Source organism: Cryobacterium sp. M91 (assembly GCF_002929615.1).
GTDB classification, from domain to species: Bacteria; Actinomycetota; Actinomycetes; order Actinomycetales; family Microbacteriaceae; genus Cryobacterium; species Cryobacterium levicorallinum.
The window spans coordinates 84,971-99,110 of record NZ_PJJT01000080.1 but is presented as its reverse complement, the minus strand read 5'-3'; the positions used below and the strand labels follow the sequence as shown (position 1 = coordinate 99,110).

At 63.9% G+C, this 14,140-nt stretch carries 10 protein-coding genes and 1 riboswitch; of the genes, 1 reads left to right on the top strand and 9 read right to left on the bottom strand.

Annotation, left to right across the window (positions count from 1 at the left end; all coding sequences use genetic code 11):
- Positions 1-2: 2 nt before the first annotated feature.
- The 5 genes from CXY80_RS07535 to CXY80_RS07515 all read right to left on the bottom strand — a co-directional run bounded on the left by CXY80_RS07535 (position 3) and on the right by CXY80_RS07515 (position 7,544).
- Positions 3-1,790: an ABC transporter family substrate-binding protein gene (locus CXY80_RS07535; RefSeq protein WP_104132108.1), complete on the bottom strand. Its 1,788-nt coding sequence runs from the start codon at positions 1,788-1,790 to the stop codon at positions 3-5.
- Between the two features lie 331 nt (positions 1,791-2,121).
- Entirely contained in the window at positions 2,122-3,870 is a 1,749-nt protein-coding gene (locus CXY80_RS07530; protein ID WP_104132107.1) for an ABC transporter ATP-binding protein, read from the bottom strand.
- Positions 3,867-4,814 (bottom strand): ABC transporter permease, encoded by a 948-nt coding sequence (locus tag CXY80_RS07525; protein WP_092450294.1) that lies wholly within the window; start codon positions 4,812-4,814, stop codon positions 3,867-3,869. The genes CXY80_RS07530 and CXY80_RS07525 overlap by 4 nt, the downstream gene beginning before the upstream one ends.
- On the bottom strand, positions 4,804-5,733 hold the full coding sequence (locus CXY80_RS07520; protein WP_092450296.1) for an ABC transporter permease: 930 nt from the start codon (positions 5,731-5,733) through the stop codon (positions 4,804-4,806). The genes CXY80_RS07525 and CXY80_RS07520 overlap by 11 nt, the downstream gene beginning before the upstream one ends.
- Before the next feature lie 152 nt (positions 5,734-5,885).
- Entirely contained in the window at positions 5,886-7,544 is a 1,659-nt protein-coding gene (locus CXY80_RS07515; protein WP_233195116.1) for an ABC transporter substrate-binding protein, read from the bottom strand.
- 322 nt (positions 7,545-7,866) lie between these two features.
- Between CXY80_RS07515 and CXY80_RS07510 the strand changes: the two genes are divergently transcribed.
- Positions 7,867-8,658, top strand: a complete 792-nt coding sequence (locus CXY80_RS07510; protein ID WP_092450299.1) for a CPBP family intramembrane glutamic endopeptidase — start codon at positions 7,867-7,869, stop codon at positions 8,656-8,658.
- A 9-nt stretch (positions 8,659-8,667) separates the two neighbouring features.
- Here the strand turns inward: CXY80_RS07510 and gcvP are convergent, their stop codons facing one another.
- The 4 genes from gcvP to CXY80_RS07490 form a co-directional block, all read right to left on the bottom strand.
- Positions 8,668-11,568, bottom strand: coding sequence for an aminomethyl-transferring glycine dehydrogenase (gene gcvP / locus CXY80_RS07505; protein ID WP_092450301.1), 2,901 nt, complete (start codon positions 11,566-11,568; stop codon positions 8,668-8,670).
- A 7-nt stretch (positions 11,569-11,575) separates the two neighbouring features.
- Positions 11,576-11,962, bottom strand: coding sequence for a glycine cleavage system protein GcvH (gene gcvH / locus CXY80_RS07500; protein ID WP_092450303.1), 387 nt, complete (start codon positions 11,960-11,962; stop codon positions 11,576-11,578).
- Between the two features lie 26 nt (positions 11,963-11,988).
- Positions 11,989-13,152, bottom strand: a complete 1,164-nt coding sequence (gene gcvT, locus CXY80_RS07495) for a glycine cleavage system aminomethyltransferase GcvT (protein ID WP_104132106.1) — start codon at positions 13,150-13,152, stop codon at positions 11,989-11,991.
- 157 nt (positions 13,153-13,309) lie between these two features.
- Positions 13,310-13,405: riboswitch (glycine riboswitch) on the bottom strand.
- Between the two features lie 33 nt (positions 13,406-13,438).
- Complete coding sequence (locus tag CXY80_RS07490) at positions 13,439-14,047, bottom strand: DNA-3-methyladenine glycosylase I (RefSeq protein ID WP_104132122.1); 609 nt, start codon at positions 14,045-14,047, stop codon at positions 13,439-13,441.
- Between the last annotated feature and the right edge of the window lie 93 nt (positions 14,048-14,140).

The following is a 14,140-nucleotide window of genomic DNA, read 5'->3' as shown; positions in this document are numbered from 1 at the left end:
AGCTATTTACTGACGGACCATTCCCAGAAGTTCCAGAACGGACCTGTCTGGTTACCCATGTACTCCACGCCGCTCACGCGCTTGGAGACTCCGAACACGCCGGGCAGCTGGAACAGCGGCAGTCCATAGGCATCCGTGAACATCTGCTTGTCCATGCGCTTCTCGATGGCGATCAGTTCATCGGGATCGAGGGTCGTCTGGGTCAGGATAGCGTCATCGTTGGTGCCCTCGTACTGGTTGTAGTTTCCACCGCCGTCGGTCGAGAAAATCTGTGCAATGCCGGTAGAGCCGACGCCGGGGCTGATCCAGCCGAAGATGGAGGCATCATAGTCACCGCCCTCGAGCAGGGAACCCCAGTCGGGTGAACCCGCATCGACAACCGTGATCCCCGCCTTGGCGGCTGATTCCTGAATGGCCTGGAACTCATCGACCCGGTTGGGGTTGTTGGTGTTGTAAAGAATGCGCACCGAGGGGGTGGCACCGGCGAGAAGCTCCTTCGCGCCCTCAATGTCAACCTCGTCATAAGCGCTCGAGCCATTGTTGGCCACCGAATCGTCATAGGGCTCGTTGGCCGGAACCCAGATCTGCGAGTTCAGCACCTTGGCGTCGGCGTTGACCGGCGTCACGATGGAGTCGAGGATCTGCTGGCGCGGGACCGTTTTGAGGAATGCTTGGCGCACCTTGATGTCGGCGAAGACCGGCTGGTCGAAACGCAGGTCGAGGTGGTCATAAGAGACCTGGTCGCCGGTGAGGACGTCGGCACCGGTGTTCTCAAGGGCCGTCAGCGTGTCAGCGGATGCCTGCGGGTTGATGATGTCGACTTCACCGTTCTGCAATGCCGTCACCTGGGCGTTCGCGTCAGGAATGACGCGCAAGATCAGCTTGTCGATCTTCGGCAGCATCCCACCGACATAGAACTCGTTGCGCTCCATCGTGAACGACTGGCCGGGGGTCCAGCCCGTCGGCACCAGGGGACCGCTCGACACGAGGAGGTCGGGGTCGGTCGGGAACGCGGTCACGTCGTAGCCAGTGTTCACAAAGTCCGCCGCGGCCTTCAACGTGGCGTTGGGGTCGACCGGGGACGCCGGGTCGCCCTTCGGAAGGCCCTTGAGCAGTTCGGTCAGTTCGGTGGCCGAGCCGAGCCCGGCCTTCTTGGCCACAATGTGGGCGGGTTGGGCGATCGGGTTGACCAGCTCCCAGTCGACGTAGGGAGTGTCGTAGACCAGGGTCATCGAAAGGTTATCCTCGCTGACCTCGGGGAATGCCGTGGTGTCGAGGCCGGCGGTGCTGGCAGCGATCTCAAAATACATGGTGCCGGTGGCGACTTCTCCGGTGGCCTCATCGACGGTCGAGTCGTCGTAGTAGCCGGCACCGATAGCCCAGGCGAGCACCATGTCATCGGCGGTTACGGGCTCTCCATCTGACCACTTGTTCTCAGGATTCAGCGTGTACGTGACCGTCTGCGGGTCGTCACTGGTCTTCTCAAAGGTGCCGAACTTCTCTTCGCGCACGATATTGAAATCGTTGTCAACGTAGGAGAAAGCCGACGCGTAGTTGCCCATGAGGTAACCGACTTGTCCGTTGGTGTCGAGGTTGGACTGTGGAGTCTGACCGTTGAAGGACGTGAAGTCGTTGACCACCGCGACCGTGACGGTACCACCGCTAGCCGCGGCATCCGTGTTGGTGTCGGTGCTGTCGGTAGTGGTGCAGGCGGTCAAGACGAGGGCAGATACACCGAGAACGGCGACCCCGATGAGCTTTTTCCTGAATAGTTTTCCTCTAATGGACAAGATTCCTCCTGAGCGAAGTGATTGTCGGTGCACGGCGAGGGGCCGCGAGTCGATCGTGGTTTGACTCGACCCTAGAGAGGTATCAACGGCGGTGACAAGCAAAAGCTCGAACTGTTATGAAAAGGAACCATTGTTTTTCGTCCAAGTCGGGAATTTTGCACGAAATCTGCGCTCACACGACCGTCAAGCTAATATTCACCCGTTTACGGGAAAAAATTCGTCGATTGGTAGTAACGGCGGGGACCGCTCTGGCCGATACGGCGCCCCCCACAACACTGCGGGCCCGACGTGGATCGATCCCCGTCGGGGCCGCATCGTGCAAACCGATCAGCTACCGCCCGAACTCGAAGTTTGCTCCGGGGATTGCTGCCAGCAGTTCTTGCGTGTACACCTCACGCGGGTTGTCAAACACGTCGTCGGTCGATGCCGCCTCAACGATGCGCCCTTTCTGCATGACGCAGACATTGTCGGCGACCAGGCGCACCACGGCGAGGTCGTGCGTAATGAACAGGTAGGTCAGTCCAAGCTCCGTCTGCAACTCGGTGAGCAGGTTCAGGATCTGACCCTGCACGAGCACATCGAGTGCGGAGACGGCTTCGTCGAGCACGAGCACGTCGGGCTTCAATGCCAAAGCTCGCGCGATCGCGATGCGCTGACGCTGGCCGCCGGAAAGTTCGCTCGGGTACCGAAACTGGGTCGACGCGGGCAGGGACACCTGATCGAGGAGCTGCAGCACGCGCTTCTGCCGTTCCCGTTTGGTGCCCACCCTGTGCGCGAGTAGCGGCTCGGCGATGGTGTTTCCCACGTTGTACTGCGGGTCGAGCGAACCGTACGGGTCTTGGAACACGGGCTGCACGCGGCGGCGGAAGTTCAGCAGCTCGCGCCCCTTCAAGCCAGCGACGTCGCGCCCTTCGAATTCAATCCGCCCGCTGGTGAGGCCCTCGAGCTGCAGAATGAGCTTGGCCACGGTGGACTTGCCCGAACCGGACTCCCCCACGATCGCCGTGGTGGTGCCCTTCTTCACCCCGAACGACACCTCGTTCACGGCGAGCAGCTCGTCGAAACGCAACCCGGACTTACGGATGCGGTACATCTTGGTGATGCCCTCGACCGAGATGAGGTCTTTGCCCGACGCTGCCAGTTCACGGTCTGTAGCACGCCGAATCAGCGCGGTGTCCGTGCCGCCGGCCGAGAAGATTTCGGTCGCCGGGCCATCCTCATTCTTCTTCGCCTGAATGCGACGCGAGGCGAGGCTCGGAGCGGCCGCCACCAGACGCTGGGTGTACGGGTGCTGCGGGTTGGCGAGGATCTCCTGCGACGGCCCGGACTCGACGATCTTGCCCTTGTACATGACCACGAGCTGCTCGGCCCGCTCGGCCGCGAGGCCGAGGTCGTGGGTGATGAACAGAACGCTCGTGCCGTAATCACGGGTGAGGGTGGCCAGGTGGTCGAGGATCTGACGCTGCACGGTGACATCCAGCGCACTGGTCGGCTCGTCGGCGATGAGCAGTTTCGGCCGAGCCGACAGCCCAATGCCGATGAGCACACGCTGACGCATGCCGCCGGAGAATTGGTGCGGGTATTGCTTGAGCCGGTCGGCGGCATCCGCCAGACCCGCCTCCTGCAGCACTTTAATGGTGCGCGCCTTCAGTGGCTTGCCGCGTAGGCCGCTGTTGGCCTTGATGGCTTCGGACACCTGAAAGCCGATGTTCCACACCGGGTTGAGGTTGCTCATCGGGTCCTGCGGAACGTAGCCGATCTCGCGGCCGCGCACGAATTGCATCTCGGTGGCCTTCAGGGTGGTGAGGTCGCGACCCTCGAACAGGATCTGGCCGCCGGTCACCTGGCCGGTGCCGGCCAGCAGCTTGATGATCGCCTGCGCCGTCGTGGTCTTGCCCGAACCGGACTCCCCCACGATCGCGAGGGTCTGGCCGGGGTAGAGCGTGAAGCTGACGCCGCGCACGGCGGGCACGATGCCGCGCTGGGTGCGGAAGCCGACCTCGAGATCGCGGATCTCCAGGAGCGGTTCGGAGTCGGCGGAAGGAGTCTGGTTCACGGTTTCGGTCACTAACTGGGTCATCGGCGTGCCCTCGCCTGGGGGTCGAGCGCGTCGCGGAGCACGTCACCGAGCATGAGGAACGCCAGCACGGTCAGGGAGAGCGCGATCGAGGGATACAGCAGCACCTGCGGGCTCGTACGAATGGATGTCTGCGCTTCGCCGATATCGCGTCCCCACGACATTGTGCCCGGCCCGAGGCCGATACCGAGGAACGAGAGCGTGGCTTCGGCAACGATGAACGTGCCGAGTGAGACCGTCGCGATGACGATCACGGGGGCGATGGCGTTGGGAACCACGTGGCGCACCAGAATCTTGAACTTGGACACGCCGAGTGCGACCGACGCCACCACGTAGTCCGAGTTTCGCGCGGTCAGCACGGCGCCGCGCATGATGCGGGCGACCTGCGGCCAGGCGAAGATCGAGATGACGAGCGCGATGACCACCGGGGTACGGTCGGGCAGCACCGAGAGCAGCACGATGGCGCCGAGCACGGTCGGAACGGCGAAGAAGATGTCGCCGATGCGAGAGACGATGGCGTCGAGGAAACCGCCGTAGTAGCCGGCGAGGGCACCGACGATGAGGCCGAACAGAGTCACGATCGCCGCAGCCAACATGCCGACGGTTACCGAGGCGCTGGTGCCGAAGATGATTCGGGCATAGACGTCGCAGCCCTGGAAGGTGAAGCCGAGCGGATGCCCCGACTGCGGCCCCCCGTTGCTGTCCGACAGCTGGCACTGGGTCGGCGACACCGACGAGAACCATCCGGGAACCAGCGCCACCAAGACGATGAGCAGGATGAGTCCGGAGGAAATCCAGAAGGCGGGCCGACGACGCATCGCGTCCCAGGCATCCGCCCAGGTGCTGCGCGCTTTCGCGGTCTCGTCGAGGTGGTCGATGGCCACGAGGGGGGTGTCTTCGAGCGCTGCAACAAAGTGCGGCTGCGCGCCCTGGTTCTTACTTGGCATAACGGATCCTTGGGTCCAGAGCTGCGTACAGCAGATCGACGAGCAGGTTGGCGAGCACGAAGATCACCACCATGACGGCGATGAACGACACCACGGTCGGTCCTTCGCCGAGGCGAATGGCCTTGAAGACGGTTCCACCGACCCCGTTGATATTGAAGATTCCCTCGGTGACGATGGCACCGACCATGAGCGAGCCGATGTCGACACCGAGAAAGGTGATCACTGGTACGAGCGAGTTGCGCAGCACGTGCACGGTCACAACGCGGGGGCGGGACAGCCCCTTCGCTGTGGCGGTGCGCACAAAGTCGGCGTTGAGGTTGTCGGACACGCTGGCCCGGGTGAGGCGCACAATATAGGCAAACGAAACGGATGCCAGCACCAGCGCTGGCAAAATCAGTTCGTCAAGCGGTGCTGCTCCACTGACCGTGGTGCGGGCCCAGCCCAGTTGCACGCCGAAGACGAACTGCAGCACGAAGCCGATCACGAAGGTCGGCACGCTGATCAGCAGCAGGCTCACGACGAGGGCGCTGGCATCGAAAAGCTTGCCCTTGCGGAGCCCGGCAATGAGGCCGACGAGGATGCCGAAGAAGGCTTCGAAGGCGAGAGCGAGCATGGCCAGTCGGGCCGTGATCGGGAACGCGGAGGCCATTACATCGGAGACGGAGCGACCGGAATAGGTCGTTCCGAGGTCACCTTGGAAGAAGTTTCCAATGTAGAGCAGGTATTGCACAAAAAACGGCTTGTCGAGGTTGTACTCGGCGCGAATTTGGGCAATAACGGCGTCCGACGGAGGACGTTCGCCGTAGAGGGCAGCGATGGGATCTCCGGGCAAGGAGAACACCATGAAGTAGATGAGAAACGTGGCGCCGAAGAACACGGGGATCATCTGGAGCAGACGTTTGCCGGTATACCAGAGCATCAGCTACCCGTCGGCGCAGTTGACACGGTGCTGATTGGCACGGGTGAAGTCGAGTGCATGAAAGATTCGCAATCATTAAGGGGAACTCGAGAGGCCCGGGGAATGACCCCCGGGCCTCTCGTAACGACGAACGAGGAACTAGGAACGAACTATTAGTTCTTGGTGATTGCGTGGTAAAGCGGCACGGAATCCCAGCCGAACTCAACGTTGCTCACCGTGTCGGACCAGACACCGGAGGTGTTCTGGTACCACAGCGGGATGGTCGGGAGGTCCTGCAGCAGGACTTCCTGAGCCTCGACGTACTTGGCGGTGGCTTCTTCAACGCTGGATGCCGCGGCGCCTTCCTTCAGGAGCGTGTCGAATGCCTCGCTGCTGTAGCCCTCGTAGTTCGAACCGGCACCGGTCTGGTACAGCGGCGCAAGGAAGTTGTACAGCGACGGGTAGTCGGCCTGCCATCCGGCGCGAGTAGCACCGGTCAGTGCCTGAGCGTCACGGTCTTCAAGTGCAGCGCCGAAGGTCGGGTACGGCTTGCCGACTGCGTCGATGCCGAGGGTGTTCTTGACGCTGTTGACGACGGCGTCGACCCAGACCTGGTGGGGTCCGTCGGCGTTGTACGCGATGTCAAAGGTGCCGGTGTACGGCGAGATGGCATCGGCTTCGGCCCAGAGTGCGACGGCCTCTTCGGGGTTGAATTCGAGCACTTCGGAACCCGCGAGGGAATCGGAGTAGCCATCGATAACCGGGGAGGTGAAGTCGGTGGCGGGGGTGCGGGTGTTCTGGAAGACGACGTCGGTGATCTCGGCGCGGTCAATGGCCATGGAGACGGCGGCGCGACGCAGCTTGCCCTCATCGCCGGACCAGTGCTCGAGGTAGTACGGCATGTTGAAGGCCTGGAATACCGCGGCGGGCTCGTTGATGAAGGTATCCGGGAAGTCCGACTCGTAGCTCGCGAGGGCGGATTCGGGGATGGCATCGAGCACGTCGAGGTCGCCGCCCTGCACGGCCGCGTAAGCGGCATCGAAGGAGGCATAGAAGATGATGGTTAATCCATCATTGGCGGGGGTGCGCACACCCGCGTAGTCGGGGTTGGTGACGAGTTCGATCTGCACCTCGTGCTCCCAGGCGTTCTCGCTCGCGAGCTCGTACGGGCCGTTGCCGATCGGGTTCTGACCAAAGGCATCCATGTCTTCGAAAGCAACCTCGGGCAGCGGCGAGTAGGCCGTGTAGCCGAGGCGGAGCGGCCAGTCGGCCTCGGTTCCGGCGAGCTCCACGGTGAACGTGGTGTCGTCGACGACCGTCAGGCCAGACATGGTCTCGGCGAGCGGCGAGGCAACGCGAAGAACGTTGCCGTCCTCGTCGGTCGCGCCGGTCGGGTCGTCGATCATGTTGGAGACGTCGGAGTAGCCGACGATGTTGTCGAAGAAGTAGGAGGAACCCTGGGCGTTGGTGGACAGCGCGCCATAGTTCCAGGCATCAACGAAGGACGATGCCGTGACGGGCTCGTCGTTGGTGAAAGTCCAGCCGTCGTTCAGCGTGACGGTCCAGGTCGTGGCGTCGTCGGACTCGATCGACTCGGCGACCTCGTTCTGAATCTCGCCGTCCGCCGAGTACGAGACCAGACCGGCGAAGATGGACGTGATGATCTTTCCGCCGCCCACCTCGGTGGTGTTGGTCGGGATCAGCGACATCTGCGGTTCGCTGCCGTTCGTCGTGATGATCGCGGTGCCGTCAGCCGATGTCGTTGATTCTCCAGCGCAACCCGAGAGCACGAGGGCTCCGGTCGAGGCGAGAGCGATGGCAACAATGCCCATTCTCCTGATTTTCAATTTTTGCTCCTATGCACAAAAGGGCGCCTGACACAGCTCTTGACCGTGGCACGCGCCAATAGAGTCAACCCAATTTTGACCGCGAAAGAACCGGCTCAATATTGGGGGGTTGTTACGACCCTAGTTTGTTACTAATCCAGATTGGGCAATACGATGAAAAACTTTACAGACGCGCAATCTATCTGACAACTATTGAGCGTCACACACTGTCATTTTGCACATATGTTGCGGGGCGGGTTTCGAACGGATGCTTCCCCCGCGATCGCGACGCGAGCGTCTGCGGATGCCGGGGTGGCAGGATAGGGCCATGCCGCCAGCATCCGCCCCGCACCGTTCCCGGCTCGGAAATTCACCGTTGTATTGGGAGATCGGCATAGTGCTCGCGCTGTCGCTCGGGGCGTCGGCCGTTTACTCGATCGTGTCGATCGTGGCCCGGCTCACCGATGTAACACCGCTCGCCGACCAGTCAGCGACGATCAACGGCTCGCAGTCGCCGCGGGAGTGGCTCGACTTCACCTACCAGTTTCTCGGCATCGCGTTCGGTCTCGCAGCGGTAGCGCTGGTGCTGTTTCTGCTCTGGAAGCCCGGGCAGAACCCGTTCACCCGGCTCGGCTTCGACCTGACCCGGCCAGGTAAGGACGTACTCGGCGGGTTCGGGCTGCTGCTCGTGATCGGTATTCCGGGGCTCGCGCTCTACCTGGCCGGGCGCGCCTTCGGCTTCACCGTGGCCGTCGTGCCCTCACCGCTCGACACGTTCTGGTGGACCATCCCCATTCTCGTGTTCGCCGCACTGAAGGCGGCGCTGGTCGAGGAGATCATCGTGGTCGGCTACCTGTTCACCCGGCTGCGTGAGCTCGGCTGGTCGACCTGGACGATCATTCTGAGCTCAGCCGTGCTGCGTGGCAGCTACCACCTGTACCAGGGCGTCGGACCGTTCTTCGGCAACGTGGCCATGGGAGTCGTGTTCGGCTGGTGCTACACCCGCTGGGGGCGCACCATGCCGCTCGTGGTGACGCACTGGCTGCTCGACATTCTCTCGTTCGTCGGGTACCCGCTCGCGCTGGCCTGGTGGCCGGGACTGCTCGCCCCGGCCAGCTAGCCCCGTCCCCTACTCGAAGGCTTCGGGCGGCGGGCAGGCGCAGACCAGGTTGCGGTCGCCGTAGGCGTTGTCGATGCGGCGCACCGGCGGCCAGTATTTGTTGCGCACGAGCGACGCCAGCGGATACACCGCCGTTGCCCGGTCGTAGGGATGCTCCCACTCCCCCTCGATCACGGACTGCGCGGTGTGCGGAGCGTTGTGCAGGGGGTTGTCGTCGGCGGGCCAGCGGCCGGCGGCGACGGCATCCGCTTCAGCCTTGATCGCGATCATGGCGTCGCAGAAGCGGTCGATTTCGCCGAGGTCTTCACTCTCGGTGGGCTCGACCATGAGCGTGCCGGCGACCGGAAAACTCATCGTCGGCGAGTGGAAGCCGTAGTCGACGAGGCGTTTGGCCACGTCGTCCACGCTGATCCCCGTGGCCGCGGTGAGCGGACGCAGGTCGAGGATGCACTCGTGCGCGACCAGGCCGTTTTCGCCGGAATAGAGAAGCGGGTAGCTGTTCTCCAGGCGCTTGGCGACGTAATTGGCGGCGAGCACTGCGGCACCGGTGGCCTGCTTGAGGCCATCGATGCCCATCATGCGCACATACGCCCAGGAGATGGGCAGGATGCTCGGGCTGCCGTAGGGCGCAGCCGAGACCGGTCCGCCGGCGTGCACGACGGTGGCCGAGGCTCCCCCGCTGCCGAGCAGGTAATGCTCGTCACTCTGGGCAAGCGGATGCCCCGGCAGGAACGCCGCGAGGTGCGCCTTGGCCGCAACCGGACCGACACCCGGACCGCCGCCGCCGTGCGGGATGCAGAAGGTCTTGTGCAGGTTCAGGTGCGAGACGTCGCCGCCGAAATCGCCGTACCGGGCGAATCCGAGCAGCGCGTTGAGGTTGGCGCCGTCGACGTAAACCTGGCCACCGGCCGCGTGCACGGCCGCACAAATGGTGGCGACCTCGTGCTCATACACGCCGTGGGTGGACGGGTAGGTGATCATGAGCGCGGCCAGATCGGCCGCGTGCTCGGCGATCTTGGCGTGCAGATCGGCGAGGTCAACGTTGCCGAGCTCGTCGCAGGCCACGACCACGACACGCATGCCGGCCAGGGCAGCGGATGCCGCATTGGTGCCGTGCGCACTCGACGGGATCAGGCAGACCGTGCGGGCACTCTCCCCATTGGACTGGTGGTAGCCACGAATGGCGAGCAGCCCGGCCAGTTCGCCCTGGCTGCCGGCGTTCGGCTGGAGCGACACAGAATCGTAACCGGTGACATCCGTGAGCCAGGTTTCGAGCTGGCGCACCAGGTGCAGGTAGCCCTCGACGTCGGCGCGCGGTGCGAATGGGTGGATTCCGGCGAATTCGGGCCAGCTGACGGCCTCCATCTCGCTCGCCGCGTTGAGCTTCATGGTGCAGGAGCCGAGCGGGATCATGCCGCGGTCGAGCGCATAATCGTAGTCGGCGAGGCGCTTGAGGTAACGCATCATGCTGGTCTCGGAGCGGTGCGTGTTGAACACCGGGTGGGTGAGAAAATCGCTGGTGCGATCGAGATCGGTCGGCAGCCCGTGCTGCACGGCGTCGAAGTCGACGTGGCCGAATGCCGAGCGGCCGCCGAACGCTCCGACGATATAAGAGAGGTCGGCAAGCGTGGTGGTCTCATCCACCGACACGCTGATGATGTTCTCATCGACCTGGTGCAGGTTGTAGCCGCTCGCGGCTGCCTTCGCGACGACCTCGGCGGCGCCCGCCGGCACGTTGATCTGGAACGTGTCAAAGAACGCGTCGGTGAGCACGTCGACGTCGATCGCGCGCAGGGCGGCGACGAGGGCACCGGCCCGCTCGTGCACCCGGGTGGCGATCGTTTTCAGGCCCTCGGGCCCGTGATAGACGGCATACATGCCGGCCATGACGGCGAGCAGCACCTGGGCGGTGCAGATGTTCGAGGTGGCTTTGTCGCGGCGAATGTGCTGTTCGCGTACCTGCAGGGCGAGGCGGTAGGCGGGGTGGCCGGTGGCGTCCACGCTCACTCCCACCAGGCGGCCGGGCAACTGGCGTTCGAGTCCCTTGCGCACGGCCATGTAGCCGGCGTGCGGTCCGCCGAAGCCCATCGGCACACCGAAGCGCTGGCTGGTGCCGACGGCGACGTCGGCGCCGAGGTCGCCGGGCGACTTCAGCAGGGTGAGGGCGAGCAGGTCAGCGGCCACAACGGCGAGCGCCTTGTGTTCGTGCGCCAGGTCGATGACGGTCTGCGGGTTCCAGATGCGACCGGAGCCGGACGGGTACTGCACGAAGACACCGAAATAGTCGCCTAGATCCTCGGCCGTGGTCTGCTCGCTCAGGTCAACCTGGGCGAGTTCGATGCCGAGTACGGCGGCGCGATTGGCGAGCAGCGCGTGCGTCTGGGGGAAGGCATCCGTGTCAACGATGAAGCGGCGCGAGCCCGACTTGGACGCGCGCAGGGCGAGCAGCATGCCCTCGACGACGGCCGTTGACTCGTCGAGCATCGACGCGTTGGCCGTGGTCAGCCCGGTGAGGTCGGCGATCATGGTCTGAAAATTGATCAGGGCCTCGAGCCGGCCCTGCGAGATTTCCGGCTGGTACGGCGTGTAGGCGGTGTACCAGCTGGGGTTTTCGAACACGTTGCGCTTGATCACGGCGGGCGTGAACGTATCGTAGTAGCCCTGGCCGATCATCGAGCGTTTGACCGTGTTGCGGCCGGCGAGGGCGCGCAACTCCGCGACGGCTTCGCTCTCGGTTGCGGCGGGCGGCAGGGCACTGTCGCCGTCCTGCCGAAACAGGTCGGCGTGGATCGATGCCGGCATGGCGGCGGAGACGAGGTGTTCCACCGAGTCGTAGCCGAGCGTGGCGAGCATGTGGGACTGGGCGTCGACATCCGTTCCGATGTGACGCTGAGTGAAAGCCTGGCTCATAGTGCGTCTACTCCCCGATCAGGGCGGAATACTCGGCAAAGCTGAGCAGCGTGGGGAGAGTCTCGAATTCGACCTTGATCAGCCAGCCCGCGCCGAAGGGGTCGCTGTTGACCAGTTCGGGGCTGTCCACGACGGCGTCGTTGGTTTCTGTGACGGTGCCGTTGACCGGAGCGAACAGTTCACCGACCGACTTGGTCGATTCAATTTCGCCGACGACCGTGCCGCTGGCGACGGTGCTGCCGACGCCCGGCAGTTCGACGAAAACGACGTCACCGAGCTTTTCGGCGGCATACGCGGTGATGCCGACGGTCGCGACGCTGCCGTCGACTAAAACCCATTCGTGCTCGGCGGTGTATTGAAGTTCGGACGGCTGAAGCGAAGATGTGTTTGTCATGGGATTGCCTTTCGCAGGGTGAGGGTCTACTTGACGCGCTTATAGAAGGGGAGCGAGGTGACGGTCGCCGGAATGCGGGTACCCCGTACGTCGACGTAGACCTCGGTGCCGAGACGGGCGAGGTCGGGGCTGACGTAGGCCATGGCGATCGGGTAACCGAGGGTCGGCGACAGGGCGCCGCTGGTGATGACGCCGTCGGCGTTTTCCGCATCGACGCTGCGGAAGATCTCGTAGTCCGCGCGTCCGGCACGCTTGCCAGCGGCAATCAGACCGACCAAAACGGATGCCCCAGCCTCCGGCCCCGCAACGCTGGCCGCTCGGCCGACGAAGTCGTTCTCCTTCTTCAGGTTGACGACGCGGCCGAGTCCGGCCTGGACCGGGAAGGTGTTGAGGGTCAATTCGTGACCGTAGAGTGGCATGCCAGCCTCGAGGCGGAGGGTATCGCGGCTGGCCAGCCCAGCCGGCACCAGGCCGCGGTCGGCGCCGGCGACCACGAGTGCGTCCCAGAGCTCACGGGCCTGGTCGGCCGCGAGGTAGAGCTCGAAACCGTCTTCACCGGTGTACCCGGTGCGGGCGACCAGCAGCGGCTGGCCACGGAAGAAGGCATCCGTGATTCGGTAATACTTCATGAACAGCAGGTCGGTGCCGACGTCGGTGACGCCGCCGGTGGCGCGCAGAATGGCGAGGGCGTTCGGACCCTGCACGGCGATCAGCGCGTAGTCGTCGCTCTGGTCAACGACGCTCACGTCGAAGCCTTCGGCACGGGCGAGCAACGCGTCGAACGCGGCGAATCTGTTGCCGGCGTTGGCCACAACCAGAAACTTGGTTTCATCGAGGCGGTAGACGACGAGATCGTCGATGATGCCGCCGTTCTCGGCCAGCAGCAGGCTGTACTTGGCCTGCAAGAGTTCGATACCCGAGAGCTCGCCGGCCAGCGCGTAGTCGAGGTAGGCGGCGGCATCCGTGCCTTCGACCAGAATTTCGGCCATGTGGGACAGGTCAAACAGGCCGGCCGCGTTGCGCACGGCGTGGTGCTCGGCGAGATCGCTGGAGTAGCGCACCGGCATCTGCCAGCCAGCGAAGTCGGTGAAGCTGGCATCGGCATCGACGTGCGCCTGGTGCAGAGGGGAGAAGCGTTCGGTATTTCGTGAATCGGTGGAGTCGGGGGTGCTGGAATCGGCCGTGGTCATGAGTTCTCCGGGTCACAGGATGGTGTGCACGGCTCGTTTGAGCCGCGTGGGAACTCCCCCTCTGTCGCTCGTGCCTGAGAGCTTCACCAGCGCGCGGGCGCTGACTTTCACCGTGGGCGAGATTGTCAGGCACGCACAATCTACTTTTCAGAGTGGCCAGTTCGATGCGGTACGAGTACCTGAGAGATTGTCGGGGAGGATTGCTCCTTCGGTGTTCGCACGCTGTCGCGCCGAACTCTCCCGCACCGTCCATATAGCCCGATATTCAGTTGTGGTAGCGCTCAGCCTAGCCCCACACTCCGCTGCTTCCGCGTCGATGGCTGTCCAGCAGGTGGGTATCGATCATGCCGATCGCCTCCATCAGGGCGAACATCGTGGTCGGTCCGACGAAGACGAAGCCGACCTTCTTGAGGGCTTTCGCGAGCGAAACGGATGCCTCGGACCTGGTCGGCACGTCGGCCTGCGTTCGCGGCTGCGGGGTTTCGTTCGGCTGGAACCCCCAGACGAAGTCGACCAGTCCGCCCTGCTCGCGCAGCGCGACGGTGGCCTGGGCGTTGGTGATCGTCGCGCGAATCTTGAGGCGGTTGCGTACGATCGCCGCGTCGCTCAGCAGGCGTTCGACGTCGTCCTCGTCGAAGGCAGCGACCCGGTCGGGGTCGAAGTCGGCGAATGCCGCACGAAAACCGGGGCGCTTGCGCAGAATGATCGCCCAGGACAGCCCGGATTGGAACGCCTCGAGGCTGATGCGCTCGAACAGGGCGTGTTCAAAGCGCACCGGAATACCCCACTCGGTGTCGTAGTAGTCGCGGAGCATCGGGTCGACCGCAGCCCACCGGGGTCGGGCGAGGCCGTCGGGACCGACGATGGCGCCGGAGGCTGGTGGGATTTCTGTCATCCAGTCCATTAGAACACCGCTCGCCACAGGCGGCGGCCGAGGTGAGCAAGAGGACTAAAGTCGCAGCCAGAGCCAAGGAGACGTCTTCAATGC

Bases quoted from the DNA above. Each gene is read 5' to 3' on its own strand.
- CXY80_RS07530 (WP_104132107.1), bottom strand. From the start codon at position 3,870: ATGACCCAGTTAGTGACCGAAACCGTGAACCAGACTCCTTCCGCCGAC.
- CXY80_RS07525 (WP_092450294.1), bottom strand. From the start codon at position 4,814: ATGCCAAGTAAGAACCAGGGCGCGCAGCCGCACTTTGTTGCAGCGCTC.
- CXY80_RS07520 (WP_092450296.1), bottom strand. From the start codon at position 5,733: ATGCTCTGGTATACCGGCAAACGTCTGCTCCAGATGATCCCCGTGTTC.
- CXY80_RS07515 (WP_233195116.1), bottom strand. From the start codon at position 7,544: ATGGGCATTGTTGCCATCGCTCTCGCCTCGACCGGAGCCCTCGTGCTC.
- CXY80_RS07510 (WP_092450299.1), top strand. From the start codon at position 7,867: ATGCCGCCAGCATCCGCCCCGCACCGTTCCCGGCTCGGAAATTCACCG.
- gcvP (WP_092450301.1), bottom strand. From the start codon at position 11,568: ATGAGCCAGGCTTTCACTCAGCGTCACATCGGAACGGATGTCGACGCC.
- gcvH (WP_092450303.1), bottom strand. From the start codon at position 11,962: ATGACAAACACATCTTCGCTTCAGCCGTCCGAACTTCAATACACCGCC.
- gcvT (WP_104132106.1), bottom strand. From the start codon at position 13,152: ATGACCACGGCCGATTCCAGCACCCCCGACTCCACCGATTCACGAAAT.
- CXY80_RS07490 (WP_104132122.1), bottom strand. From the start codon at position 14,047: ATGACAGAAATCCCACCAGCCTCCGGCGCCATCGTCGGTCCCGACGGC.